Here is a 22,431-nt window from a genome sequence, read left to right on the forward strand (position 1 = left end):
CGTGTCGCATGGCTAACTGCTGAGCGCCACTACAGTGGCGCCGTCCGGGTTTACTGGTCCTAGCGTGTAGCCGTTCGCCAGCGAGACGTATTTGACGAATGTTCCGATGATGCCGCGGCACGGTTCCTTGCATTCGAGAGCTGCCGGGACATCCGGAGTTCGGTTGCGGAAGGTGTAGGGAAGCCCCGTGGGACCGAACTTCCACCCTGCCACCTTGAATGCGGCGAAGGTTGTGAGGCCAAAGATGGCATTTGTTCCTGTGCCGGTTACTTTATTGAAAATGGGCAGCAAGATAATGACGTCCTTGCCTGTGTTCATGTCCGCTGCCCAGGAGCTCAGTGTGGCCTCACAGTTGGGCGGGGGATTGTTGCCGGTGTCCCCGCCTGCGGTGCTTTTCGATATGTCGATGAAGGCACCACACGAATTAGGGTCCTGCTTGAGGCCACCGAACCCGCCCTCGACGGCGGCGCCTGACGGTCCGTAGAAGCAGCCGGGATTGGCCCCGGTCCCGTGCAGGCGCAGAAGCTGCATAATGTCTGTGTTGTTGCGAACCTGGCAGATCGACACGGTGATGGGAAACGCCGTGGTGCCCTTCACCGGACTGCCCCATCGCACTGTCGAAGGGGCGTTGACCTCGGTGGTGTTGACGCCAAAGACGCGCGCGAAGAACAGGGACACTTGGTTGGGTGTATGCCCTGTCTCCTGGGAGCCGACGGTGACGGTCACAGTGCCCCCCGGTCTGTCCAGCGCAATTGACTTGATGTTGCTGAGGCCGTCGTTGGCGTTGGAGTTGGCGAAACCTGCTGCCAACGATGCTGGGTCTAGGCAGCCAGGATGGGTGGTGCTCTTGGCGCACTTTTGGGCGATAGCCAGTGCGGCTGCGTCGGCTCCGTTGCGGAGCTGAGTCCGTTCTGAGTACATCATGCCCACGTCTACTGCCATGGCGCCGAACCCGAGCAGCGCGACCAGCATGAGGGCGACGATCACACTCACGGCGCCGCGCTCGCCGTCGTTCTTTCTGCGTGTGCGTGTCAGCCGCCGCATAGCATCGCTCCGTTGCCCGCCATGGCGAACGGGCCGGCTATTCCGGTCATGGTGGACAGGCTGTAGGTGATGGTGATGGTCATCTGGGCGTTGGGGGTGCATGTAGCGCTGCCGAAAGTGATGTTGGCATCGGACAATGCTGGGTTCAGGGACACCGCCGCGTTCTTGGCCGCAGTGCGGGCTGCTGTTATGTTGCTGGAGATGGCCATAACCCGGACCCCTTCACGAGCAGCGGCTGAGAGCGAAGCCTGGACGTTGTAGGCGCGGCTGAATTCCATAATGCCCAGAAGCAGCATGACCAAGAGGGGCGCCACAATCGCAAACTCGACCGCGACGGCTCCACGCTCGGATGCCCTGGACATGCGTGACGCCTTTCGGTCAGGCCAAGCTTGGTTTAGGAAAGCAAAAGTGGCGGCGGCCTGGTTGCCGCCGCCACTTTTACGCCTGGTGGAGCGCCGAGCGCCTCAGGAGGGTAGGCGGCTGCCTTACTTGGAGCAGCTGCCGGCAACTGCCGTGGTCGAACCAGTGGCGGCAACCGTTCCGGTCCAAGCACCGCCCTTGACGTTACATGCAACGCTATTAAAGGTCTCGGTTAGGGTCGTTCCTAGGAGGGTGACGGCGACGATAATGACGACGGCGATCAGGGCGACCATGATGCCGTATTCAACGGCGGTGGCGCCCTTTTCGTCGCTGCGAAGGCGGATCATGAGGTTGGTGTAAAGAGAAAGCATGGGGACTCCTGAGCGAGTTCGGGCGGCTGGTCCTGCACCAGCTCAACCACGAAACTAGCAACCCTTGATGCGACTTTGATCGGATCTTGCAGAACCCTGCGACAAGACTTCTTCGGCCGCGCGTTTCCTGCGTTTTCCCTGCGCAAATCCTGTGCTGACCCTGCGAAATGCTGATTGTCCGAGCACACAAACGGACCCCCTCGGTTCTGGGTGCCGAGGGGGTCCGGTCTTTGGGGTACGGCCTCACAAATCGGCCGCTGGTGTGATCAGGTGATCAGAAACAGTCGAACATCTTTTACCACGCACCCACGAAGTTCTGCATGACACCGATGACAGCAGGTCCGATGAGAACGATGAAGAGTACGGGCAGGATGCAGAACATCAGCGGAAAAAGTACCTTCACGGGCAGCTTCATTGCTTTTTCTTCCGCCCGCTGGCGCCGCTTGATGCGCATTTGTTTCGCTTGGGTTCGAAGGACGTTGGCCAGCGCAATTCCGTAGGTGTCTGCTTGCACAACGGACCGGACAAAGCTCCGGAGGTCGGGTACATCAGACCTTTGCCCCATTGCGAGATAGGCATCTCTGCGACTTCGCCCGACCTGCATATCCTGAAGTGTGCGGACGAGTTCCTCTGATAGTGGTCCCTTGCCGTTCTGGCCCGCTCGAGCCATCGCCGCTTCGAATCCCAGTCCGGCCTCCACCGAGATAAGCATCTGGTCAAGTGTGTTCGGCAACTCTTGCTCAATGGCCTTTTGGCGCTTGTCACCGCGGCCATGGATGAGGATGTCCGGAATGAAGTATGCCAGCACCGTCAGGAAGATCGCGAGCAGAATGCTGACGTTCGTCGGCGACTTCACGACTATCAAAATACTAATGAATGCTGCCACGAGCGCCAACGCAGGCTTGGCAATCAGCAGGCGCTCCAGGGGTATGCTCGCAGGGCGCCCCGCCTTCGCCAGGAGTTTGTCCAGCCACCCCGAATATCCCTTGGGCGTCAGCCGGACGCCGAGGCCCGCCTGGCCTCGGGATTCGGCACCGGCATTGCCTTCCACGGTGATGCGGTTCCCTCGCCCAAGGTTGCTTCGGACCGAAGCTAGTCCTTGGCGGTCAATTGATATGAACGACCAGACCATTGCTGAAATCGGAACGATGATTAGTCCGACCATTAACCACGCCATTACAGTCATAGCGATGCTCCCTAGAACTTGATCTTAACGACGCGGCTAAGCCACCATGAACCGAGGGCCAGTAAAACCACGGACACGCCGACCATTACCCAACCAAGCAGATTGGTGTACAGGACGCCCATGTATGCGGGATTCGCTGAACTCAGATAGACGAACATGCCCACCGGGAGAGCAACCAATATATAGGCGGAAAGCCTGCCCTCGGCGCTCAGAGACTTGACCTGCCCCTTGATCTCGGAGCGCTCCCGGATAGTTTCACCTACCTGGTCGAGGACTTCTGCCAGATTACCGCCGACTTCGCGGTGAATTTCGATGGCCTGACCTGTCCAGTCAAAATCTTCGCTCTTGAGGCGTCTGGCAGCGTCAAGCATGGAGTCCTTGAGATCGCGCCCTAGCCGGGATTCATTGATAAGCCTGGCAAACTCTTCGGACGTGGGCGCCTCTGCCTCCTGGGCGACGGCATCGATTGCCCGCAGCAGGCTATGGCCAGCACGTAAGCCTCCGGCAATCATTTGCAGTGTGTCCGCAAGTTGCGCCTCAAACTTTGCGCGCCGGCGGTTAGCCATGATTTTTAGGAAGAGCATTGCGCTGAAAGGAGTGAGCACCAGGAATAGTAATCCTAGGAAGAATCCTCCGGCGATGAATCCAACAACGCCCGCAGTAACACCGATGCAGCATACGAGTAGGATGAAATCCGCCTGCCTCAGACGCAATCCTGCCTGCTCCAGCGATTCCTGGGTACCAAAGCGAGCGTTCTTGCTGACATTTCGGTCCACGAAAGACACCGCCGACTCCGTAGCGCGGGTCAGGACGGACGGCTCATTGACGACGCCAGGCCGGCGACGGGAGAGCGCAATCCCCGACTTGCCTATGCCCAGAGTGGAAAGCAGCAGGATTGCGAGGGACACAAAGCACAGGGCGATGCCGATGGTGAAAAAGATGGGATCAGTGGTCTTCACCTGAAACCCCCTCCTGTGGGCATGCTTCCGAAGACGGCCGGTGACAGATGGATTCCCAGCTCGGCAAAATGGTCAACGAAGCGAGGCCTGACGCCCGTTGGCACAGGGCGGCCCAGGAACCTGCCGTTGGCATCAACGCCAGCACCGTAGTCGAAAGTGAACGCATCCTGAAGAGTGACGATGTCCCCTTCCATCCCCTGAACCTCCGTGATATGGGTGACGCGGCGGGATCCGTCCCGAAGTCGGGAGATGTGAACGATCAAGTTGACCGCGGACGCTATCTGTTCGCGAATGGCCCTCAGCGGCAAGTCCATTCCGGCCATAAGCACCAAGGTCTCAAGCCGCGCAATGGCATCGCGGGGCGAATTGGCGTGCACGGTGGAGATCGAACCGTCGTGGCCGGTGTTCATCGCCTGCAACATGTCGAGCGATTCACCGCCCCGGACTTCACCGATGACAATCCGGTCGGGCCTCATGCGAAGCGAATTCCGGACGAGGTCCCGAATGGAGATCTCGCCCTTGCCTTCAATGTTGCGTGGCCGGCTTTCCAGCCGTACCACGTGTTCCTGCTGCAGTTGGAGTTCCACAGCATCCTCGATGGTGACGATGCGTTCATCGGCGGGCAAGAATGACGACAAGACGTTCAGCAGAGTGGTCTTTCCCGTGCCCGTGCCGCCAGAGACGATGATGTTTAGCCGGCCGTGGACGCAGGCATGCAACAGCTCCGCCATTTCCGGTGACAGGGTCCCGAACGAGATCAAGTTGTCGACGGTCAACGGCACCTGCCCGAACTTTCGAATCGTTAGCGATGATCCGCTGACGGCAAGAGGAGCGATAATAGCGTTAACGCGCGACCCATCCGATAGCCTGGCGTCGACCATTGGAGAGGACTCGTCGATGCGTCGTCCTACCTTTGTCACGATGCGTTCGATGATTCGGCGTAAGTGCTCCTCGGAGCTGAACCGGGCATTAGTAAGGGATAGTCTGCCGCCCCGCTCTACGTACACCTTGTCCGGTCCGTTCACCATGACTTCTGTAACCGCCGCATCGTTAAGGAACTTTTGTAGCGGGCCGAGTCCCAGGACGTCGTCGATGATTTCCTGGACCAGACGGTGCCGTTCGGGGGCCGTGAGCGGAATCTCATCTTCGTCTATGATGGCCCGCAGCTCCTCCTTGACATAGCTTTGGAGCTCTGACTCGTCCAGGGACGAATCGGTGATGCGGCTTCCCATCCGCTCGTAGAGTGCGGCGCCTGCGCGATCCTTGACGGCGTTCAACGCCTCGTTGCCCTCCCCGCCGTGGTTCCTCGGTACCGTTGCGGTTCCCTGGGGCTCGACTGGCGATACTGCGCCACCGGCCCAAGGACCGCCCGCAGCTGCGGGCTGCGCGGCAGTTTCAGTGTCGATGCCCCGAAGGGATTCCAAACGCTTGCTGAGGTTCATTGAACTACTGCCCTTCTGTGAAGTTTCTTGTGGGGGCGTGATTCCCAGTTGGCGGTAAACCGTTCTACAAGCTGACGCAATCCCTTTGTCGCCGCGTCCCTTGTGCCTTCCTGCAGCAGCGGAACGCCTTTGTTTGTCGAAAACGGCACAGCCCGGGATCGCGGGAGGACAACATCCACCGGACAGCCGATTGTGGCTTCGACGTCCTGCAACGTCAGCCCAGAGCGTCGGTCTGCGAAGTTGAGGACGACATGCCGATTCTCAGGCACAAGGTCCAGTTCAGTAAGGATGCTGAATCCGGTACGAAGACCCCTAATGCTCGGAATGTCCATGCCACAGACCCACACCGCGTCCGTGGCCAGTTCGAGCGTGGCCAGAAGGTGCTCGCCGAGTCCCGGTGCTGAATCAACAACGACATACTGGAATTCGTTCGCCAGTTGGCTCAGCAACCTTCCGACCTGTTCGCCGGATATCTGATCGGCGTCAGTAGGGCTGAGCGGGGCGCACAGCGCGTAGATGCCGGAGGGGTGCAACGTCAGGTAGGACTTCAGCACTACGGTGTCCTGGACGGCGGCCCCAACCACGGCATCAGACAACGTCCTCTCGGGGTCCAGCATTAGCCCGGAAGCAACGTCACCGAACTGGAGATCCAGGTCAACCACCACAACGCCCATAGGAGCTTCCTTGCCTAGTCCGACGGCAAGGTTCGTTGTGATTGTGGTCTTGCCGACGCCTCCTTTGGGAGACATGACCGCGATAATGCGTCCGCTCCTTGGTCCTTCGACGGAGTTGCCCAATCCGCGGCGTCGGCCGGCGGCTGCCAGACTTGCTCTCTCCAGCAATTTTCGGATGGAGTCAGCATTCGACCCGGGGTGTAGCAAGTCCCTAATGCCGGCCCGCATGGCGGGAAGCGCAACCTCCTCTTCACTTTCGGTCACCAGGACTACGCTTATTTCCGGATACTGAAGGTCGAAGAGACTGGCCAGTCGGATGGAGTCGTCCATTGGCAAACCGGGCCCAAGCAAGATGACTTCGACAGGGTCGCCACTGAGCACCTGGAGCAGGTCGTCGGGACCCGGGGGGAGATAGTCTGCTGCGATTGCGTGGAAGGTGCCGTGCAATCCGGACGCCGCCTGCCTGACGCGTTTTTCAAAATCCTGATCTGACGTGATCAGGACGTACCGGCTCATCGGTACAGCTCCGGCTTCTTGACCACTACCGGGGCGCCTTCTGTGGCTGTTGAGGGTTCCTTGGTGAGCCACAGGCTTCCAAAATGAGCCCCAAAGGCGATTTTCGCGGAATCAGCGTCGTTGCGGGCAAACGTTACGATCATCTGACCGGTCGGCAGTTCGGTGTTGGCCTGCTCTGCCGGGTCAGTCTGAGTGGCCGCCTTGTTGGACGCCTTAGGAAGGGAACGCTGGACACTCGTCACCAGGACCTTATGAAAGACCTGCTGGCCAGATTCAACGTCCGGGGCGTCCTTGACAGCGCCCTTGTCAAAGAGGACAACGATGCCTACCGTATCGCCAGCGGCGATACGCCCCCCAACCACCCGCTGGGCCTCCAGCTGAACCGAGATTTCCTGCATTCCCTCGGGAACAGGAACGGAACCTGGCGCGGATAGGCTGTCCGGATCGGCCAGCCGGACACCGAGTAGCGGTTCTCCGGGCAACAATTCAACTGCTGCCACCTTGCCGCTCAGCCCGTCGAGGCTCTTGAGTGCTCCGTTGGGCACTGAAGCTGACGGAAGAGAGGTAAGTTTGACGGCGGATTTGATTTTTTCAAGATCAGAGCCTTGCGGGACCTGTTCCTGGATTACGAGCACTTCGACCGGCTTTAGGTCCTCTTGGGCCCTTGCCTCGGATCCTTGAACGTATGAGACCAGTAGCAGTGTGCCAACTATTGCCAGCACAAGTGCGACGATGCCTCCCAGTAGGCGAGTTTTCACGTCTTTATCTCCTTTGCGGGAATGGAACTTGATTACTTGCGTGCCAGCTACTTCGTCAGCTGGACCCCCGGTGCGCCGTACGTTGTCGGTCCGCCCAGGGTGGCGGCTTCGGCGAGGGTGACCTTTTTGATGAATCGGCCAAAAATTCCGTTGTCGCTGTTCTTGAGCTTCAGCGATTTGGACAACTTAGTGGCCTCAGCCGTCATGAAGTCCTCCGGCAGTTTGGTCCCACCGGAAAGGTTCCAGCCACGTAGAGAAATCTGTGCGAAGGCCTGTATGTGAAACTCCGCGTTGCTCCCTGTACCGCGGAGGTCGTCGAAGATGGGAATCAGGATGTTGACCGTCTTGGTGGGATCGGCGAGTATGTTGCCCCATTGGCTCAATACCGAGCCGCAGTCACCGTCGAAGTCCTGACCGGTGTTTGTGCCCACCCAAGGATTCTTAATGTCAACCTTGACATTGCAGGTGCCGGCAACGTGATCCAGCCAGCCGAATCCGCCAGGGACTTCCAAGCCCGATGACGACGACAAGCATTTGTAGCCAGGCTGGCTCGCTAGGGCGTCACCGTGGGATGGGAAGAACTGCAGATCCTTTGTGAACCCCGGGTCTGACTCACATTTGGAGAATGACAGCGGCAGGACGTTCGCAGCAGAATAGCCGCCAAACTTCGCCTGTGCGGAGGCGCGTATGTCCGCAGTATCGATGCCCAGCACCCGGGCAAATACAAGCGAGAAGTGCTTGTCGCCTGCGGCGTTCTCGGTTTGTGTGGTCACATCAACCGTGCCCCCAGTCACTGTCGCGGTCAACACGTGGCTCGAACCGTCCACGGCGTTGCCCTTAGCAAGGGGAGCCGCGTCGGCTTTGGGCGCCGCGCAGCCGGCGGTTGGGGGCGCGGCGGCACACGCCTGCGCAATTGAAAGGGCAGCGGAGTCCGCGCCGTTCTGTAGCTGGGCATGTTCGGAATACATCGTTGCCGCATCCACGGCAAACGCTGCCATTCCAAGCAATACCACCATGAGGATCGCGGTCAATGGTGCGATGACTCCGCGCTCTGGGTCGTCCTGTTTTATCCGCCACATCGCATTACGCCTTTGCTTGAAATGTCGAGGCTTGCCGGCATTCCTGGGATAAGGCCCGGGAGCCCGGTCATGTAGGGAGTCACCACATTGATGGTGACGACAACGCGTTGGCCGGCCGCGCAAGCAGATCCGCTGGAGTAAGCAATCTGAATATCGGCGGGCTTCAATGCGATTGACGGCGCGGCGTTGATGCCCTCCGTGCGGGCAGCCGCGGGTGAGAAGCCTGCGTCCGCGTAGTGGATGGCCGTGTACCTAGCTGTTTCGCGTGCTGCTTCGGACATTGAGACCTGGATGTTGTAAGCCCTGCCGAATTCGACGATTCCGAAGACAAGCATCAGAAATATCGGGAGAACAAGGGCGAATTCGACCGCGACTGCCCCTTTTTCCTTCGGCAGCATGGACCGTGACCGTCGTGCGGCGCGACGTTTAACAGCCATCAGAGGCCGTCGATCACAGATTGGAAGCCAGGAATGAGTTGGTTCCCTAGGGCTCCCACGGAACCAATAATCACCGTGGCTATGAATGCGACCAGTAGGCTGTATTCAACAGCAGTCGCCCCAGCTTCGCTGGAAAGATTATTCCGAAGTCTGTCCACAAAAGCACATTGCCCGACTGCCTGAAATAGCGTAAGACCTGGCACAACCCCTCCTGAACTTGAGACCCGGCACAAGCCGGTGGGTGCAATAACTAAAGAAGCCCAGGGGCGGATGCGGTGGCAGTGAAATCGACGCTCCACTCGCCGCCGCCCCACCCCTGGGCTTCAGGAAAGAATCGGTTACGGCAGCGCATCTACGATGGTCTGGAACGCCGCAGCGATCTGCGTGCCAAGGGTTGCCACGATGCCGATGATGACCGCTGCGATGAGCGCGACGAGCAGTCCATATTCGACTGCGGTTGCGCCCTTTTCGTTAGAGAGACGATCCTTTACGCCGGCGACAAATGCGATCATTGAGACCATGAGAGAAGTCATTTTGGGTTTCCTTAATTCGATGAAATTGATTGGGGTATTTTCAACGAATTTCCAGCTGCCCCCATAATTCCTAGCGGCTGGACTTCGCTAGGAAAAGATTGTCACTGGCGTTCAGCGGCAACAATGCGTAGTGGTACTCGACTTTTTGCGGGCTAATGCACAGGCATACGCGCGACGTGATTTTGAGTACTCAGTTTTTGGCCCGGATCAGGAGCAGGTAATACTTGGTGGCGGGCAGAGCGAAGCTCCCAAAAAGTGAGTCAGGGAAACGTTCGGCTCAACCCCAAGCGAGTGACACGGCAACGGCTGCAGTGAGCATCGACGGCCCGTAGGCCACTTCGGCAGGCTTTTCTTTCCGGTGCCACCTCAGCGTGAGGGCAGATGCAATTCCTCCGACAATGAAGCCAAGCAGGCCACCGTAGAGCAACTGGTTCCAACCTAGGTACCCCAAGTAGAGGCCGACTGGAGCGGCTAGCTTGACGTCGCCCATTCCGAGGCCCGTCGGCGAAATTAACGCCAGAATCAGGTAGATGACGAAGAGAATTGCGGCGCCGGCCAGTGCGCGAACGAGACTGGACCACTGTTCCCCGCCAAATGTGGCCCCTAAAAGGAACAAAAGGCCCCCTGCTAATAGGGCAATCACCAAAGGGTTCGGCAGCAAATGGAGCGAGACGTCAATTCTCGCCAGCTCCACACCAAGAACGGCGAGGAGTAGGAATGCCGGCAATTCTGGGTCGACGCCGAACCGGAAGGCGAAGGCTGCACAGAGGGTGGCGGTGATCGCGGCCGTCGCGATCCTTGCTCGCCAGCAAGGCATCGGGCCGACGCGGGGGAGCGTCTTGGCAATGAGCAGCTCAGTCATCGGTGAGACGATGAGTCCCAAGAGCCCGATGACGGCCTCGAACAGTAGTCCGGCTGAGCCAGCGTCGCCCCAAGAAGTCACTGCATCCCCTACTTACGTCGGGCCGGCAGATTAGTGGATGAGCGTCCGGCTACCCCATTTTGACCCTGAGGCCCGGTTCAAGCTAACATTGGTAGTCGTTGTGCGTGTCCTTTCTCGATGATGCGTGCCCGCTTGAGAATCCGGTTGCAGGATAACTACTCAACGAGCACATTCGGGACTTCAGGATGACTGGTTACATGGAGCCCTCACCTCTGTTCCGGTAGCGCATAGATAGTAGGTGCACACGCTTGAGTGACACCTAAACAAGAACGCCAGAACAAGAACGAGGCAAAAACCGTGCGTACGTACACCCCGAAGCCCGGCGATATCAACCGCCAGTGGCACGTCATTGACGCCACAGACGTTGTCCTTGGTCGTCTCGCGAGCCAGACCGCAATCCTGCTGCGCGGCAAGCACAAGGCCACCTTTGCGTCCCACATGGACATGGGCGACTTCGTCATCATTATCAACGCTGAGAAGGTAGCCCTGACCGGCGCCAAGCTGGAGCAGAAGCGCGCATACCGCCACTCCGGCTACCCGGGCGGCCTGACCTCCGTCAACTACGCGGAACTCCTGGAATCCAACCCGGTCCGCGCCGTTGAGAAGGCCATCAAGGGCATGCTCCCGAAGAACTCCCTCGCTGCGCAGCAGCTGGGCAAGCTGAAGGTGTACCGCGGTGCAGAGCACCCCCACGCCGCACAGCAGCCCAAGACGTTCGAAATTTCCCAGGTCGCCCAGTAGTCCTGGCCACCAAACAACTTATCTATACAAGGAGAATCGTGGCTCAGAACGAAGAGACCACCGAGGCCGTTGTGGCTGAGGAAAACCCGACCAGCTACACCTCGGAGAGCGGTCCTGCGGAAGCAGAAGCGCCGAAGAAGGAACGCCCGGCACTGACCGTTGCCGGCGCCGCAGTTGGCCGCCGCAAGGAAGCTGTTGCCCGCGTGCGCATCGTCCCCGGCACCGGCAAGTGGACCATCAACGGCCGCGCGCTGGACAACTACTTCCCGAACAAGCTGCACCAGCAGGACGTCAACGAGCCCTTCAAGATCCTCGATCTTGATGGCGCCTACGACGTCATTGCCCGCATCCACGGTGGCGGCATCTCCGGCCAGGCCGGTGCCCTGCGCCTCGGCATCGCCCGTTCACTGAACGAGATCGACACCGAGAACAACCGCGCCACCCTGAAGAAGGCCGGTTACCTGCGCCGTGACGCACGCGTCATCGAGCGTAAGAAGGCCGGTCTCAAGAAGGCCCGTAAGGCTCAGCAGTACTCCAAGCGCTAAACCCGCTTACGCAGGAGCCCGTCCCACCGTCGGTGGGGCGGGCTTCTGCTTTTAATGCCGGGCTCCCGAAGCTGGCGTCACTCTGACCAGCCGGTTCAGGTCTTCGCGTGACCGTCCTCTAGACTTGAGCCGATGTCTAGATTATTTGGAACAGATGGTGTCCGGGGCCTGGCTAACGGCCTGTTGACTGCTGAGCTGGCGATGCACCTGGCCCAGGCGGCCGCCGTCGTGCTGGGTCATGACCGCAATACCAACGGCTCACGGCCCCGCGCCGTGGTGGCGCGTGACCCCCGCGCCAGCGGGGAATTCATCGCCGCCGCCGTCGAGGCAGGGCTGTCCAGCTCTGGGATTGACGTCTACGACGCCGGTGTCCTTCCGACGCCGGCCGCGGCCTACCTCGTGGCAGACCTCGACGCCGACTTCGGCGTCATGATCTCGGCCTCCCACAATCCCGCGCCGGATAACGGCATCAAGTTCTTCGCCCGCGGCGGCCAGAAGCTCCCCGACGACGTCGAGAACGCCATCGAAGAACAGATGGGCAAGGAGCCCGTGCGGCCGGTCGGCAGCGACGTGGGCCGGATCCAGCGGTTCTCCGACGCCGAGGACCGCTACATCGTCCACCTCCTGCAGACGCTCCCGCACCGCCTCGACGGCCTGAAGGTAGTGCTGGACTGCGCCCACGGTGCCGCCAGCGGCTGCTCACCCCAGGTCTTCAAGGACGCCGGCGCCGACGTCATCGTGATCGGCGCCGAGCCGGACGGCCACAACATCAACGACGGCGTGGGCTCCACCCACCTGGGTCCCCTCAAGGCCGCCGTCCTGAAGCACGGAGCGGACCTGGGCATCGCCCACGACGGCGACGCCGACCGTTGCCTGGCCGTGGACCACGAAGGCAACGACGTTGACGGCGACCAGATCATGGCGATCCTGGCCGTGGCGCTGAAAGCCTCCGGCAAGCTCACAGACGACGTCCTGGTGGCCACCGTGATGAGCAATCTTGGCCTCAAGATCGCTCTCCGCAAGGCAGGCATCAGCATCCGTGAAACGGCGGTGGGGGACCGCTACGTCTTGGAGGAAATGCGCGACGGCGGCTTCAACCTTGGTGGAGAGCAGTCCGGGCACGTGATCTTTGCCGACTATGCCACCACGGGCGACGGCGTCCTCACCGGGCTGCAGCTGGCCGCCCAGGTGGCCCTGACAGGCCGCCCGCTCAAGCAGCTGGCCACCGTGATGACCAAGCTTCCCCAGGTACTGATCAACGTCAAGGGCGTTGACCGCACCCGCGTGGGAAGTTCCGAGGCGCTGGCACAGGCCGTGGTCCTGGCCGAAGCCGCACTGGGTGACACCGGACGTGTCCTGCTCCGCCCGTCAGGCACCGAGCCTGTAGTGCGCGTCATGGTGGAAGCGGGGGATGAGGCAACAGCCCACTCCATCGCCGAGCGCCTTGCCCAGGTTGTCCGCACCGAGCTTGCGCTCGAGCTGGTGGCGGACTGAGCCGAAAGAACCAAAAGAATGGCCCGTCTCCGCAGGGAGACGGGCCATTTTGGCTTTACCGGCGTGCGTCGGCCTTCAGCGCATCCCGGATTTCGGTGAGCAGGGCGATCTGCGGGTCTTCCGCAGCCTCTTCCTTCACGTCCCGGTCAATGCCCAGCTTGCGGTTGCGGAGCTCGATCATGTGGTTCATCGGGAGAACCACCACGAAGTAGATGGCGGCGGCCACCAGTACGAAAGAAATGACGGAGGAGATGACGGACCCGTACATGAATCCCTCCCACTGCATCTCTTCAATGCCTTTGGCGCTGAAGAGACGTCCGATCAGGGGCGTGAGAAGGCCCTCGACAATTGAGGTCACGACGGCGCCGAAAGCGGCACCCATCACGACGGCGACGGCAAGGTCAACAACGTTGCCCTTCATAATGAAATTCCTGAATCCAGTAAGCATAGGAACCAAGTTAGCCCAAGGTTGTGAACGGCGGATGACAACGGTGTAATCCTTTTGGCCGCGCCGAGGACTAGGGCTGTGTATGTGCTGCTTAGGAATACCCCGGTGCCGCGTCCACCCCGAAGTACTCCTCCACCGTGCTGATGCCCCGGTTCGCCATGTCGGTGGCGGCTTCCACGCCGATGTACCGCAGGTGCCACGGCTCGTAGTAGTAGCCGGTGATCGGGTGGAACATCGACGGATACCGGACCACAAATCCGAAGCGGTGGCCGTTCGCCTTCGCCCACACCGCCGCCGGCTGCTCGGCGAAGCAAGGCTGAAAACCGCACACGCCCCCGCCGTCGCCGATGTCGAAGGACCAGCCGGTCTGGTGTTCCGAGTAGCCGGGGCGGGCGCTGGCGGTGTCGGCATCGGCCTGGCCGCGGGCCGCCACATAGCCGTTGTACGTGGCCACCTGGGTGCCATAGGAGCGGTAGCCGCTTGCCAGCGTCATGCTCGCGCCGTCCTGCGCGGCCGCGGCGAACATCGCTTCCGCGGCAGCCGCCGTCGTGCTGTTCAGCAGCGCCGCCTCGCCGGAGACTGCCAGCTGAATGTTGGGCTGGACCAGGTCCGCGGGAACGTAGTCCGCCGGCGTCAGGGGACGGCGTTTGTTGACCACCAGCCAAGGGCTGGCCGGATCCGTGAGGGAGGACTGCCGGGGCAGCGCTGCCGACGGCGGTGCGGGAACCTGCGGCGGCGGCTCAGCTGCCGCCGTCGTGCTTTCCACTGACGGGACTGCCACGGGGGAGGAGGATGCGGAGGTCACCGCCGGCGCGGGGGAGGACGACGACGGCGCCACCCCGGCCGGTGCCTCCGGCGTGCACGCTGCCAGGACGGTCAGCCCGGCGCCGGCGGCGAGGAAGCGGGCGAAGGACCTGCGACTGGATCCCGGGGAGACACCGCCTGCCGCGCAGTTGTGGCACATGTGTGTTAAACCTTCCGCAGAAGCATGCGGCGGATGGAGTGGTCCGCATCCTTGGTCAGGACCAGCTGGGCGCGGCCACGGGTAGGGAGGACGTTTTCCTCCAGGTTGGGCTCGTTGATGCGCTTCCAGATGTCCCGGGCCGTGCGCTCGGCTTCGGCGTCGGACAGTGTTGCGTAACGGTGGAAGTAGGACTCCGGCTGCGCGAACGCGGTGCTCTGGAGCTTGCGGAACCGCTCCACGTACCACTCCTCGATGTAGGAGGTCTTGGCGTCCACATAGATGGAGAAATCAAAGAAATCGCTCAGCGCCAGGCCTTGCTTGCCGTCATGGCGCGGGCGGGCCGGGGCCAGCACGTTCAGGCCCTCCACAATCAGCACGTCCGGGCGGCGGACCACCACTTCCTTGTCCGGCACGATGTCATAGGTGACGTGGGAGTACCAGGGTGCCCGGACTTCCTCCGCGCCGCCCTTGATCTCGCTCACAAAACGCAGCAGCGCGCGGCGGTCGTAGGACTCGGGGAAGCCCTTGCGTTCCAGCAGCTGGCGGCGCTTGAGTTCGGCCAGGGGGTAGAGGAAGCCGTCGGTGGTGATCAGCTCAACGTTCGGCGTGCCGGGCCAGCGCCGCAGCATCTCCCGGAGCACACGGGCGATGGTGGACTTGCCCACGGCCACCGAGCCGGCCACGCCGATGACAAACGGGGTGCGCTGGGTCTGCTCACCCAGGAAGGTGGTGGTGGCCGAATGAAGCTGGCCCGCGGCCTCCACATAGAGGTGCAGGAGCCGGGACAGGGGCAGGTAGACCTCGCGGATCTCCTTCATGTCCAGGGGGTCGCCGAGGCCACGCAGACGGACAATGTCCTCTTCGTTAAGGGGCTGCTCCATCTGGGCGGCGAGCCGGGACCAGGTCTGGCGGTCCAGTTCAACGAACGGGGAGACGCCCTCCCCGTTTGCTTCGTTGCGTTGCAAAGTCACTTTAGAGATTCTGCCCCCCGCGCGGCCCAGAGCGAAATGCGGTGACCGGCTGTAACGACTTACCGTCAGGATGCTCGCATAAGTGTTGTGCTGGCCTCAGGTATTTTTTCTCGCGCGGATGGTGCAGCTTTATGCCAAATAATCCATAATTATCTTGATTTCGCAATAATTGCAGATAGGGTTGGATTCATGATTCTGAATACCCCTAACCCTTTCCGGCCCGGCGCGGGCCGGGTACCTCCTGAACTGGCTGGTCGCTCTGCAGTACTGGCTGATTTCATGGGCATGCTCGAAGCCGTAGCGGCCGACGGCGAGGGGGAGCGGCCATGGATCATCTCCGGCCTTCGGGGTGTTGGCAAGACCGTGCTGCTGAACCAATGCGCTCGAAACGCCGTTGATGCAGGCTGGGTCGTCGTCAAGCTTGAAGCATCCGGCAGCCAGCCGCTGGCGGTTCAGCTGGCCAAAGAAATCTACGTCGCCCTACGCAAAGCGGCCACGGCCTCCGAGAAGGTCAAGCGGTCATTCCGTGAGGCCTTCGCCGTCTTCCGCTCCTTTCAGCTCAAAGTCGACCCGGCCGGCACGTACGGTTTCGGGTTCGACATCCAGGCCGCGGCAGGGAAGGCCGACAGCGGCCAACTCTCAACAGACCTTGCCGAAATGCTGGAATCGCTGGGGCTCGCCGCTCGTGCCGCCGGAACGGGAGTTCTGCTGGCTGTCGATGAGCTGCAAGAAGCACCAAAGAAGGACCTGGAGGCGCTCAACGTCGCCTTGCACCAGCTCGGCCAAGATCCGCGTCCCGCGCCGCTCATGTTCCTCGGCACGGGCCTCCCGTCACTGCCTTCCGTCCTTGCCAAAGCTTCCACTTACGCAGAGCGCATGTATCTTTATCGAACTGTGGGGCTCCTAAGCGACGAGGACACCAAAGACGCCCTCGTAACACCATCGCAGCGGGAGCGCGTGACCTGGAGCGAAAATGCCTTGGTTGTTGTCCTGAAAGCATCCGGCGGGTACCCATATTTCGTCCAGGCCTGCGGCAAGCACATCTGGGATGTTGCCGCTTCCCGGACAATCGACGCAGATGACGCACGCATAGGGATCGGCAGGGCCCGCGACGAAGTGGACGCCGGACTCTACAACTCACGCTGGGAAAGAGCGACCACTGCCCAGCAGGAGTTCATGGCGGCCATGGCCCAGGACAACGACGCCCCTTCACTGGTCAGCGACATCGCTACACGGCTGGGCAGGGTTCAAACTGCGGTGTCCGCAGCGAGGCAGTCACTAATCCATGCGGGTCTCATCTACGCCCCACGCCGCGGCTATCTCGCCTTCACCGTTCCTGGGATGGCGGATTACATCAGCAGGTTTGGGCGTGAGTCTCGTCACGCGGTTTAAACCTCAACCCTGCTGCCGATAAGCTGGAGCCCATGTGTGGAATCGTTGGATATGTGGGCCATTCTGCTGGCCGTGGGAATACCGGTCACAGTGCGTTGGATGTAGTCCTTGAAGGATTGCGCCGCCTGGAGTACCGGGGTTACGACTCTGCGGGGGTGGCGGTGGTCTCCAAGGGGTTCATCGAATCCCGGAAGAAGTCCGGCAAGCTGAGCAACCTCCTGGCCGAGCTGGAGGAAAACCCGCTGCCGGAGACGTTCACCGGCATCGGCCACACCCGCTGGGCCACACACGGCGGCCCCACGGACCAGAACGCGCACCCGCACCTGGCCGACGGCGGCAAGCTGGCCCTGATCCATAACGGCATCATCGAGAACTTCGCCGAGCTGAAGCTGGAGCTGGTGGGCAAGGGCTACGCCTTCGAGTCCGAGACGGACACCGAAGTCGCGGCCGTGTTGCTGGGCGACATTTTCCGCACCAAGTTCAACGGTGACGTGTCCGACGGCGGCCTGACCACTGCGATGCAGCTCGCCTGCCAGCGCCTCGAGGGTGCTTTCACCCTCCTGGCCGTGCACGCTGACCAGCCCGACGTTGTGGTTGCAGCCCGCCGCAACTCGCCGCTGGTGGTTGGCCTGGGCGAGGGCGAGAACTTCCTGGGCTCTGATGTCTCCGGGTTCATTGACTACACCCGCCGCGCGGTGGAACTGGGCCAGGACCAGATTGTCACCATCACCGCTGACTCGGTGGAGATCACCGACTTCTTCGGCGCCCCGGCCGAGGGCAAGGAATACCACGTTGACTGGGACCCGGAATCTGCGGAGAAGGGCGGTTTCCCGTCCTTTATGGAGAAGGAAATCCATGACCAGCCCGACGCCGTGGCCAAGACCCTGCTGGGCCGCTCGGATATCGACGGCAGACTGACCCTTGATGAGCTGCGGATCGACCCGGAACTGCTAAAAAACGTCGACAAGATCATTGTGCTGGCCTGCGGCACATCCGCGTACGCCGGGCAGGTGGCCAAGTACGCCATCGAGCGCTGGTGCCGGATCGCCACCGAGGTGGAGCTCTCCCACGAGTTCCGTTACCGCGACCCGATCGTGGACGCGAACACCCTGATCGTCTCGATCTCCCAGTCCGGGGAGACCATGGACACCCTGATGGCCGTCCGCTACGCCAAGGAACAGGGCGCCAAGACGGTCTCGATCTGCAACACCAACGGCTCCACCATCCCGCGTGAATCCGACGCCGTGCTCTACACGCACGCCGGCCCGGAAATCGCCGTTGCCTCCACCAAGGCGTTCCTGGCGCAGATCACCGCCGCGTACCTGCTGGGCCTGTACCTGGCGCAGCTGCGCGGGAACAAGTTCCAGGGCGAGATCAAGGACATCCTGGCGGACCTGAACAAGATCCCCGCCAAGATCCAGCGGATCCTGGACCACGAGGGCGAGATCAAGGAACTCGGCGCGTCCATGGCCGACGCGAAGTCTGTGCTGTTCCTGGGCCGCCACGTCGGCTTCCCGGTGGCCATGGAAGGTGCGCTGAAGCTCAAGGAGCTCGCCTACATCCACGCCGAAGGCTTCGCCGCCGGTGAGCTCAAGCACGGCCCCATCGCGCTGATCGAGGAAGGCCAGCCCGTGTTTGTGGTGGTCCCGTCCCCGCGCGGCCGCGACTCGCTGCACGCCAAGGTTGTCTCGAACATCCAGGAAGTCCGGGCGCGCGGCGCCAAGACCATTGTGATCGCCGAAGAGGGCGACGAGGCAGTGAAGGCCTACGCCGAGCACGTCTTCTACATCCCGGAGACCGACACCCTGCTGGCCCCGCTGCTCAGCACGGTCCCGCTGCAGATCTTCGCCCTGGCCCTCGCCTCGGCCAAGGGCTACGACGTGGACCAGCCCCGCAACCTCGCCAAGAGCGTCACCGTAGAGTAGCCGGCGGCTGACCGGCCCCGTGCCGGTTGGTGCTCAGCGAAACGGAAGCCCCGAGCCCTAGGCTCGGGGCTTCCGTTCTTGGTGCGCAGGCTCGACTGTCAGCTCCGCGGCGGCATGGCCGGTACTGGACCCGGTGCGGCCAGGGACGGGTGCGCGCCGCCGATTCCGGCAGCCTTGCCGTCCAGAAGATTCCTCGTCCCGTGGCCGATGTACCGTGCCACTTTCTCCCCGACGGCGGATGCGTCGGCCTGTTCGAGGGAGTGGGCCAGCTCTTCGAGCGTTCCGGTGACGGCGTGCCGTGCATGCCGTTCGTCGAGTCCCCAGGAGACGCCTTCGGTGACAAGGTCATCTACCGTCACTGACGGCTGATAGGCGCGGGAGTTGACCCGGAGGGACATGTTCAGTTGGCCGTCGGGCGCGAGGGCGTGTGTTGACACGTCGTAGAGCGGCGCCAGTGTGACAGCGCCGTTGGGGCTCCGGAGGGTGGAGAAGTTCTTGGCGTGGGCGTCGGTGTTGCCGATGGCGGTGTTGAAGGCCGTGTGCGCGAGTAACATCTCGCGGTCATCGGGCCCGGCACCGAGGACGTCCCGGCGTCGTCGCTGGCGAACGTGGTCAGCCCGATCCGCCGCGAAAGCGCCAGGCAGAACGCTTCGGCGTGCAGGGCGTGCTCGTTCCCGGCAGCCACCGGCTTGATGATGTGAGTGGATGCGGCGCCGTCGACCCCCGCGTGCCACACCCCGTCCAGCAGGGCAAGCGTGGTTTTGGGCTGGTAACCGGCCAAGGAGGCGCCCCCGCCTACGGCGCCGAGCGCGTAGTCGTTGATGAGAGTTAACCGCTCGGCGATCTGCTCATCGGTCAGTGCCTCATAGGATTCGGCGGCTTCCACGGGGTCCCCACCGACGCGGACCGCGCCGGCGACATCACGGCCGGCATAAGAGACCAGGGCGAAGACATCATTGCGGCTGGCCTGCGTTTGTTTGGCGAGATTCGTCCTGCCGGAGCCTTCCGGCAGCAGTCCGCCAAAGAACGCGGTGGCCGCCTCCGGGGTCGAGGGGCGGGGTCCGAGGGGCAGATTGGCGGACAGGATTCTGGAGCCGATCCCGAACCGGGCCATCCCGGCCTCGGAGGATTCGAACGTCACCGTGGACGCGCTGGCCCGGACCATGCGGCCGATCACCGTGCCGTAGAGGTGGACATCCCGCGCTTCAGTCACGGTCGGCGCCTTCCCGGAACGTCAGCTCGATGCCGAGTTTTTCCATGACGGCGAAGAACTGGTCGTTGAGGACTTTGGGCTTGCCTGTCTCCAGTTCGGAGAGGTACCGCTGGCTGACTCCGAGCCGGCTGGCAAGCTCGCGCTGGGAGAGCCCGCTGCGCTGACGGATGCCGTAGACCATCAGGCCCAGATCCGCTACTGATTTCATAACGCCGTGCACACGGCCTCCTTGATGAGGTATTCGTAATAGAAGAGAAATGATTACCTCTTCGTAATCGTACCAGTGTGATTACGAAGACGTAATACTCGGCCGGTTGATAATCGCGCAGCGCGGTGCGCGGTGCGCGGCAGGTCACGAGCGTCCCCGTAGAATAGCGCCATGATTGTTGGCATTGGCGTAGACGTTGTAGACATCGAGCGGTTCGGCCGCCAGCTTGAGCGCACCCCGGGCCTCCGGGACCGGCTGTTCGTGCCCGCGGAACGCGAGCTGAACACCCGCTCGCTGGCCGCGAGGTTCGCCGCCAAGGAGGCCGTGGCCAAGGTCCTCGGCGCGCCGGCCGGTATGAACTGGCAGGACTGCTGGATCGGCCTGGACCAGCACGGCCCCACTATCCAGGTCAAGGGCACCGTTCTCGCGGTGGCCGAGTCCAAGGGCGTCAAGCGCTGGCACGTCTCCATGAGCCACGACGGCGGGATCGCCACCGCCACGGTCATCGCCGAAGGCTGAGGGCCCCTGCGGCTGAGCCATCAACGGACCTGACACCATGATCAGCGCCTATACCGGAACCCAGATCAGGGCGGCCGAACAGCCGTTCCTGACTGCCGGGATGGGCGCTGTTCTGATGCAGAGAGCCTCCCATGGGCTCGCCAACGCTGTGGTCCACGAGCTGAAGGCACGCGGCCGGCGGCTCTACGGCGCCAGCGTGGCCGTTCTGGTGGGCAAAGGCAACAACGGGGGAGATGGACTCTTCGCCGCCTCGTTCCTGGCCGCCAGAGGAATGCGTACGACGGCGGTGCTCACCGCCGGAACGGCCCACGCCGAGGCGCTGGCTGCTTTTGAGCGCGCCGGCGGGCGCGTGCACCTTCTCACTGATTTCAATTCCAGCCAGCTGGCGGCACACGTGGCGGGTGCCGACGTCGTGATTGACGCAATCCTGGGGACGGGCGCCCACGGCGGCCTTCGGGGAGCGGCGGCCGACCTGGTGAGCGGCCTTTCGGAAGTGCGGCTGGCGTCCCAGGAGCCGGGAATTGTGGTGGCCTGCGATGTTCCGAGCGGCGTGGACGCCGACACCGGTGAGGCCCATGCGCCGGTGCTGTCCGCGGATGTGACCGTAACTTTCGCCGCAGCCAAAGTAGGGCTGCTGGCGGACCCGGGGGCCGATCACGCCGGCCGCATCCACGTGGTGCCCATCGGCATCGAAGAGGAACTGCCTTGGCCGGCGCTGCGAAGGTTTGAACCGGTGGACCTGGCCTGGCTCCTGCCGCAGCCCCGGAGGCGCTCGCACAAGTATTCCCGCGGCGTCCTGGGCGTGGTCGCCGGATCTGCAGATTATCCGGGCGCCGCCGTGCTGGCCTGCCGGGGTGCGCTGGCTGCCGGCGCGGGGATGGTCCGCTACCTGGGCCCGCCCGAGGTGGCCAACCTGGTGCGGCAGTCCTGCCCCGAGGTGGTCTGCAGCACGGGCTCCGTGGCGGACCTGCACGTCCAGGCGTGGCTGGTGGGTTCAGGGATGGGCCCGGGCGACACGGAACAGCTCCAGCGCGCCCGTGACGCGGTGGAATCCGGCCTGCCCGTGATCGCCGATGCCGGGGCGTTGCCGGCACTGCCCGCGGTCCTGGGCCCTCAGGTGGTGCTCACGCCGCATGCCGGCGAACTGGCATCGCTCCTGGAGCGACTCGGCTCGTCCCCGGACAGCCCGGACTTTGATCCTGCCCCTGACCGTCCCGCCGTCGAGGCTTCCACCCTCGGTGCTGCCCGGCATGCCGCCGTGCTTACCGAGGCCACCGTACTGCTCAAAGGCGCCACCACGCTGGTGGCCTCCCCCTTCCAGGATTTCTACAGCCAGGCGGACGGCATGGCGTGGCTCGCTACTGCCGGAAGCGGCGACGTCCTGGCCGGGATCATCGGTGCGCTGCTCGCCCAACTGGGGTCCGACGTCGGGCGCTTCCGTGACGCGGGCATAGATCCGGACGAGCGCTGGGCGGCTATTGCCGCACTCGGGGCCAGCCTCCACGGCCTCGCGGGGTCAGCCGCCACCGGCGGCGGACCGCTGACGGCGGGCCGGATTGCAGACGCTGTACCAGACGCTTGGCATAAAGTCAGCCTGCTTAGTAAACCAGCGGGCCGGAAACGTAATAGTCACACCCACCCGCTACCGTAGGCATAGGTTCTGCACCGGCAGGGGCGGTTTTGTGTCCACGCTCCCGCTGTCGAACAAA

The 22,431-nt window shown here is 62.5% G+C and carries 25 protein-coding genes and 1 pseudogene; 7 read left to right on the forward strand and 19 right to left on the reverse strand.

Features of this window, described 5'->3' with window-relative positions:
- Nucleotides 1–12: 12 nt before the first annotated feature.
- The 13 genes from ACQCSW_RS06735 to ACQCSW_RS06795 all read right to left on the reverse strand — a co-directional run bounded on the left by ACQCSW_RS06735 (nt 13) and on the right by ACQCSW_RS06795 (nt 10,221).
- Nucleotides 13–1,044 carry a pilus assembly protein TadG-related protein gene (locus ACQCSW_RS06735; RefSeq protein ID WP_426990054.1) on the reverse strand — a complete coding sequence of 344 codons (1,032 nt, stop codon included), beginning with the start codon at nt 1,042–1,044 and terminating at the stop codon, nt 13–15.
- Nucleotides 1,032–1,406: a TadE/TadG family type IV pilus assembly protein gene (locus ACQCSW_RS06740; RefSeq protein ID WP_426990056.1), complete on the reverse strand. Its 375-nt coding sequence runs from the start codon at nt 1,404–1,406 to the stop codon at nt 1,032–1,034. Before ACQCSW_RS06740 ends, ACQCSW_RS06735 begins: the two co-directional genes overlap by 13 nt.
- A gap of 123 nt (nt 1,407–1,529) precedes the next feature.
- On the reverse strand, nt 1,530–1,775 hold the full coding sequence (locus ACQCSW_RS06745; protein ID WP_426990057.1) for a Flp family type IVb pilin: 246 nt from the start codon (nt 1,773–1,775) through the stop codon (nt 1,530–1,532).
- A gap of 295 nt (nt 1,776–2,070) precedes the next feature.
- A complete protein-coding gene (locus ACQCSW_RS06750) occupies nt 2,071–2,961 on the reverse strand; it encodes a type II secretion system F family protein (protein WP_426990058.1) in 891 nt (296 codons plus the stop codon).
- Nucleotides 2,962–2,972: 11 nt separating this feature from the next.
- Nucleotides 2,973–3,920, reverse strand: a complete 948-nt coding sequence (locus ACQCSW_RS06755) for a type II secretion system F family protein (protein ID WP_426990059.1) — start codon at nt 3,918–3,920, stop codon at nt 2,973–2,975.
- Nucleotides 3,917–5,362, reverse strand: coding sequence for a CpaF family protein (locus tag ACQCSW_RS06760; RefSeq protein ID WP_426990060.1), 1,446 nt, complete (start codon nt 5,360–5,362; stop codon nt 3,917–3,919). Before ACQCSW_RS06760 ends, ACQCSW_RS06755 begins: the two co-directional genes overlap by 4 nt.
- On the reverse strand, nt 5,359–6,552 hold the full coding sequence (locus ACQCSW_RS06765; RefSeq protein ID WP_426990061.1) for an AAA family ATPase: 1,194 nt from the start codon (nt 6,550–6,552) through the stop codon (nt 5,359–5,361). The genes ACQCSW_RS06760 and ACQCSW_RS06765 overlap by 4 nt, the downstream gene beginning before the upstream one ends.
- Nucleotides 6,549–7,097, reverse strand: a complete 549-nt coding sequence (locus tag ACQCSW_RS06770; RefSeq protein ID WP_426990062.1) for an RcpC/CpaB family pilus assembly protein — start codon at nt 7,095–7,097, stop codon at nt 6,549–6,551. The genes ACQCSW_RS06765 and ACQCSW_RS06770 overlap by 4 nt, the downstream gene beginning before the upstream one ends.
- A gap of 260 nt (nt 7,098–7,357) precedes the next feature.
- Complete coding sequence (locus ACQCSW_RS06775) at nt 7,358–8,389, reverse strand: pilus assembly protein TadG-related protein (RefSeq protein ID WP_426990063.1); 1,032 nt, start codon at nt 8,387–8,389, stop codon at nt 7,358–7,360.
- Nucleotides 8,377–8,787 (reverse strand): TadE/TadG family type IV pilus assembly protein, encoded by a 411-nt coding sequence (locus ACQCSW_RS06780; protein ID WP_426990064.1) that lies wholly within the window; start codon nt 8,785–8,787, stop codon nt 8,377–8,379. The genes ACQCSW_RS06775 and ACQCSW_RS06780 overlap by 13 nt, the downstream gene beginning before the upstream one ends.
- 38 nt (nt 8,788–8,825) lie before the next feature.
- A complete protein-coding gene (locus ACQCSW_RS06785; protein WP_426990065.1) occupies nt 8,826–9,140 on the reverse strand; it encodes a Flp family type IVb pilin in 315 nt (104 codons plus the stop codon).
- A 24-nt stretch (nt 9,141–9,164) separates the two neighbouring features.
- The gene (locus tag ACQCSW_RS06790) at nt 9,165–9,359 is read right to left on the reverse strand and encodes a Flp family type IVb pilin (RefSeq protein WP_426990066.1); all 195 of its coding nucleotides are present in this window, start codon (nt 9,357–9,359) and stop codon (nt 9,165–9,167) included.
- Between the two features lie 277 nt (nt 9,360–9,636).
- Nucleotides 9,637–10,221, reverse strand: a complete 585-nt coding sequence (locus ACQCSW_RS06795) for a prepilin peptidase (RefSeq protein WP_426990067.1) — start codon at nt 10,219–10,221, stop codon at nt 9,637–9,639.
- Between the two features lie 378 nt (nt 10,222–10,599).
- Here ACQCSW_RS06795 and rplM point away from each other — a divergent pair, with 378 nt between their 5' ends.
- The 3 genes from rplM to glmM all read left to right on the forward strand — a co-directional run bounded on the left by rplM (nt 10,600) and on the right by glmM (nt 13,082).
- Entirely contained in the window at nt 10,600–11,043 is a 444-nt protein-coding gene (rplM, locus tag ACQCSW_RS06800; RefSeq protein ID WP_058931751.1) for a 50S ribosomal protein L13, read from the forward strand.
- Nucleotides 11,044–11,081: 38 nt separating this feature from the next.
- Entirely contained in the window at nt 11,082–11,588 is a 507-nt protein-coding gene (gene rpsI / locus ACQCSW_RS06805) for a 30S ribosomal protein S9 (protein WP_056344277.1), read from the forward strand.
- A gap of 132 nt (nt 11,589–11,720) precedes the next feature.
- Entirely contained in the window at nt 11,721–13,082 is a 1,362-nt protein-coding gene (gene glmM / locus ACQCSW_RS06810) for a phosphoglucosamine mutase (protein ID WP_354250584.1), read from the forward strand.
- Nucleotides 13,083–13,137: 55 nt separating this feature from the next.
- Here the strand turns inward: glmM and mscL are convergent, their stop codons facing one another.
- From mscL to coaA, 3 genes are all read right to left on the reverse strand, one after another.
- Nucleotides 13,138–13,530 (reverse strand): large conductance mechanosensitive channel protein MscL, encoded by a 393-nt coding sequence (mscL, locus tag ACQCSW_RS06815; protein ID WP_426990068.1) that lies wholly within the window; start codon nt 13,528–13,530, stop codon nt 13,138–13,140.
- 91 nt (nt 13,531–13,621) lie between these two features.
- A complete protein-coding gene (locus ACQCSW_RS06820; RefSeq protein WP_426990069.1) occupies nt 13,622–14,494 on the reverse strand; it encodes a M15 family metallopeptidase in 873 nt (290 codons plus the stop codon).
- Between the two features lie 5 nt (nt 14,495–14,499).
- Nucleotides 14,500–15,465 carry a type I pantothenate kinase gene (coaA, locus tag ACQCSW_RS06825; protein WP_111906589.1) on the reverse strand — a complete coding sequence of 322 codons (966 nt, stop codon included), beginning with the start codon at nt 15,463–15,465 and terminating at the stop codon, nt 14,500–14,502.
- A 189-nt stretch (nt 15,466–15,654) separates the two neighbouring features.
- Between coaA and ACQCSW_RS06830 the strand changes: the two genes are divergently transcribed.
- On the forward strand, nt 15,655–16,857 hold the full coding sequence (locus ACQCSW_RS06830) for an AAA family ATPase (RefSeq protein ID WP_426990070.1): 1,203 nt from the start codon (nt 15,655–15,657) through the stop codon (nt 16,855–16,857).
- A 32-nt stretch (nt 16,858–16,889) separates the two neighbouring features.
- The gene (gene glmS / locus ACQCSW_RS06835) at nt 16,890–18,782 is read left to right on the forward strand and encodes a glutamine--fructose-6-phosphate transaminase (isomerizing) (RefSeq protein WP_426990071.1); all 1,893 of its coding nucleotides are present in this window, start codon (nt 16,890–16,892) and stop codon (nt 18,780–18,782) included.
- A 98-nt stretch (nt 18,783–18,880) separates the two neighbouring features.
- Here the strand turns inward: glmS and ACQCSW_RS06840 are convergent, their stop codons facing one another.
- The 3 genes and pseudogenes from ACQCSW_RS06840 to ACQCSW_RS06850 all read right to left on the reverse strand — a co-directional run bounded on the left by ACQCSW_RS06840 (nt 18,881) and on the right by ACQCSW_RS06850 (nt 20,215).
- Nucleotides 18,881–19,516, reverse strand: a complete 636-nt coding sequence (locus tag ACQCSW_RS06840; protein WP_426990640.1) for a HipA domain-containing protein — start codon at nt 19,514–19,516, stop codon at nt 18,881–18,883.
- 176 nt (nt 19,517–19,692) lie between these two features.
- Nucleotides 19,693–19,995, reverse strand: a pseudogene (locus tag ACQCSW_RS06845) (HipA N-terminal domain-containing protein); the annotation flags it as partial.
- Nucleotides 19,988–20,215, reverse strand: a complete 228-nt coding sequence (locus tag ACQCSW_RS06850; RefSeq protein ID WP_354250593.1) for a helix-turn-helix domain-containing protein — start codon at nt 20,213–20,215, stop codon at nt 19,988–19,990. The gene ACQCSW_RS06850 and the pseudogene ACQCSW_RS06845, both read right to left, overlap by 8 nt.
- 159 nt (nt 20,216–20,374) lie before the next feature.
- Here ACQCSW_RS06850 and ACQCSW_RS06855 point away from each other — a divergent pair, with 159 nt between their 5' ends.
- On the forward strand, nt 20,375–20,722 hold the full coding sequence (locus ACQCSW_RS06855) for a holo-ACP synthase (RefSeq protein ID WP_426990072.1): 348 nt from the start codon (nt 20,375–20,377) through the stop codon (nt 20,720–20,722).
- 37 nt (nt 20,723–20,759) lie between these two features.
- Nucleotides 20,760–22,373: an NAD(P)H-hydrate epimerase gene (locus ACQCSW_RS06860; protein WP_426990073.1), complete on the forward strand. Its 1,614-nt coding sequence runs from the start codon at nt 20,760–20,762 to the stop codon at nt 22,371–22,373.
- Nucleotides 22,374–22,431 lie beyond the last annotated feature (58 nt).

Source organism: Pseudarthrobacter sp. Y6 (genome assembly GCF_050156205.1).
Taxonomy (GTDB): Bacteria; Actinomycetota; Actinomycetes; order Actinomycetales; family Micrococcaceae; genus Arthrobacter.

Coding starts and splice junctions, on each gene's coding strand:
- ACQCSW_RS06735 (WP_426990054.1), bottom strand. CDS start 1,044: ATGCGGCGGCTGACACGCACACGCAGAAAGAACGACGGCGAGCGCGGC.
- ACQCSW_RS06740 (WP_426990056.1), bottom strand. CDS start 1,406: ATGTCCAGGGCATCCGAGCGTGGAGCCGTCGCGGTCGAGTTTGCGATT.
- ACQCSW_RS06745 (WP_426990057.1), bottom strand. CDS start 1,775: ATGCTTTCTCTTTACACCAACCTCATGATCCGCCTTCGCAGCGACGAA.
- ACQCSW_RS06750 (WP_426990058.1), bottom strand. CDS start 2,961: ATGACTGTAATGGCGTGGTTAATGGTCGGACTAATCATCGTTCCGATT.
- ACQCSW_RS06760 (WP_426990060.1), bottom strand. CDS start 5,362: ATGAACCTCAGCAAGCGTTTGGAATCCCTTCGGGGCATCGACACTGAA.
- ACQCSW_RS06765 (WP_426990061.1), bottom strand. CDS start 6,552: ATGAGCCGGTACGTCCTGATCACGTCAGATCAGGATTTTGAAAAACGC.
- ACQCSW_RS06775 (WP_426990063.1), bottom strand. CDS start 8,389: ATGTGGCGGATAAAACAGGACGACCCAGAGCGCGGAGTCATCGCACCA.
- ACQCSW_RS06780 (WP_426990064.1), bottom strand. CDS start 8,787: ATGCTGCCGAAGGAAAAAGGGGCAGTCGCGGTCGAATTCGCCCTTGTT.
- ACQCSW_RS06790 (WP_426990066.1), bottom strand. CDS start 9,359: ATGACTTCTCTCATGGTCTCAATGATCGCATTTGTCGCCGGCGTAAAG.
- ACQCSW_RS06795 (WP_426990067.1), bottom strand. CDS start 10,221: ATGACTGAGCTGCTCATTGCCAAGACGCTCCCCCGCGTCGGCCCGATG.
- glmM (WP_354250584.1), top strand. CDS start 11,721: ATGTCTAGATTATTTGGAACAGATGGTGTCCGGGGCCTGGCTAACGGC.
- mscL (WP_426990068.1), bottom strand. CDS start 13,530: ATGCTTACTGGATTCAGGAATTTCATTATGAAGGGCAACGTTGTTGAC.
- ACQCSW_RS06820 (WP_426990069.1), bottom strand. CDS start 14,494: ATGTGCCACAACTGCGCGGCAGGCGGTGTCTCCCCGGGATCCAGTCGC.
- ACQCSW_RS06830 (WP_426990070.1), top strand. CDS start 15,655: ATGATTCTGAATACCCCTAACCCTTTCCGGCCCGGCGCGGGCCGGGTA.
- glmS (WP_426990071.1), top strand. CDS start 16,890: ATGTGTGGAATCGTTGGATATGTGGGCCATTCTGCTGGCCGTGGGAAT.
- ACQCSW_RS06855 (WP_426990072.1), top strand. CDS start 20,375: ATGATTGTTGGCATTGGCGTAGACGTTGTAGACATCGAGCGGTTCGGC.
- ACQCSW_RS06860 (WP_426990073.1), top strand. CDS start 20,760: ATGATCAGCGCCTATACCGGAACCCAGATCAGGGCGGCCGAACAGCCG.